The organism is Streptomyces sp. NPDC002784 (assembly GCF_053592135.1).
Genome location: NZ_JBSFVD010000144.1, coordinates 1 through 1,921, shown reverse-complemented (window position 1 = coordinate 1,921; position 1,921 = coordinate 1). Strand labels below are relative to the sequence as shown.

The window sequence follows — 1,921 nt, the reverse complement described above, 5'->3', positions numbered from 1 at the left end:
CGGGTGCGGGCTTCCGACCTGGAGGCGTATGCGCATCAGGACCTGCCGTTCGAGCGGGTCGTCGAGGCGGTCAACCCCGTCCGCTCCACCGCCCGGCACCCCCTCTTCCAGACCATGCTCGTCCTCCAGAACACCGACGACGGCGCGTACGGCTTCGCCGGACTCCGCACCTCCGCCGAGCCTCTGAACCACCGCGCCGCCAAGTTCGACCTGAGCATCGGCGTGGAGGAGACCTTCGACGAGGCCGGCCGGCAGGCGGGCATCAGGGCCGAGTTCGAGTACGCCACCGACCTGTTCGACCGCGCCACCGTGGACGACCTGGCCCGGCGCTTCCTCCGGCTCCTGGAGGCGGTGACCGCCGAGCCGGACACGCCCGTCGGCCAGGCGGAACTGCTCACGGCCGACGAGCTGCACCGCGTCCTCGACGAGTGGAGCGCCACCGTCCCGGCCGAGATGTGGCGCGAACTGGCGGGGGTGTCAGCGCCCGACCGGGCCGTGGCCTACCTCCTCGACGACCACCTGAGGCCGGTGCCGGCCGGGGTCAGCGGCGACCTCTACCTCACCGTGCCCGCCCCCTCCGCCGCGGGTGACAGGTTCGTCGCCGACCCGCACGGCGGATCCGGCACCGTGATGTACCGCACCGGCAGGCAGGCCCGCTGGAGCCCCGACGGCCGGCTGGACATCCGGTTGCCCGAGCGGCCGGACCCCGCAGGCCAGGACGAGCCCGCCCCCGCCCGCCGTCCGCGCACCCCCGAAGAGGAAGTCCTGTGCGCCCTCTTCGCCGAGACCCTGGGAGCGGCGCACGTCGGTGCCGACGACAACTTCTTCGCCCTCGGCGGCTACTCGCTCCTGGCCACCGGGCTGATCAGCCGCATCCGCACCGTGCTGGGCGTCGAGGTGGGCATCAGGGCCTTGTTCGGCAACCCGACGGTCGCGCAGCTCGCGGCGCATCTGCGGGCCGAGGACACCGCCCTGCCCAGGCCGGCCGTGGTGGCGGTGCGGCCCGAGCCGCTGCCGTTGTCGTACGCCCAGCAGCGGTTGTGGTTCCTGCGGGAGTGGGAGGAGGGCGGTTCGACGTACAACATTCCGCTCGCGGTGCGGTTGCGCGGGACGGTCGACACCGGTGGGCTCCAGGCGGCGCTGGACGATGTGGCGCTGCGGCACGAGTCGTTGCGCACGCTCTTCCCGGCCGTGGAGGGGCAGCCGTACCAGCACATCACCGCCGACGCCCGCGTCCCGCTGTCCACGCGGGCCGTGGCCGAGGCGGAACTGCCCTCCCGCCTGGCCGAGGAGGCGGCGCACGACTTCGACCTGGAGACTGAACTCCCCCTGCGTGCGGCTCTGTTCGAGATCGGTGAGCAGGAGCACGTGCTGGTGCTGGTCCTGCACCACATCGCCGGTGACGGCTGGTCGATGGCGCCCCTGGCCCGTGACCTGAGCACCGCCTACTCGGTGCGCGTGACCGGCGGCGCCCCGGACTGGGGCCCGCTGCCGATCCAGTACGCCGACTACACGTTGTGGCAGCGGGACCTGCTCGGCGACGAGGCCGACCCCGACAGTCTCGCGGCCCGCCACCTCGCCTACTGGCAGGAGGCCCTGGCGGACCTGCCCGAAGAGCTCACCCTGCCCGCCGACCGGCCCCGGCCCGCCGCACCCAGCCACCGGGCCGAGGCGATCGACCTCTTCGTGCCCGCCGAACTCCAGGCCCGTATCGGCGGCCTGGCCCGCGAGACCGGGACGACGCTGTTCATGGTGTTGCAGGCGGCGGTGGCGGCGTTGCTGAGCAGGCTGGGTGCGGGGACGGACATTCCGCTGGGGACGGCGGTCGCCGGGCGCACCGACGACAGCCTGGATGACCTGGTCGGCTTCTTCGTCAATACGCTGGTGCTGCGGACGGATGTGTCGGGTGATCCGACGTTCC

General features: G+C 73.0%; 1 protein-coding gene. It reads left to right on the top strand.

The window, feature by feature from the left end:
• Positions 1–1,921, top strand: a 1,921-nt coding sequence (locus ACWD1Z_RS37255) for a condensation domain-containing protein (RefSeq protein WP_451125328.1), incomplete at both ends; no start/stop codon positions are given.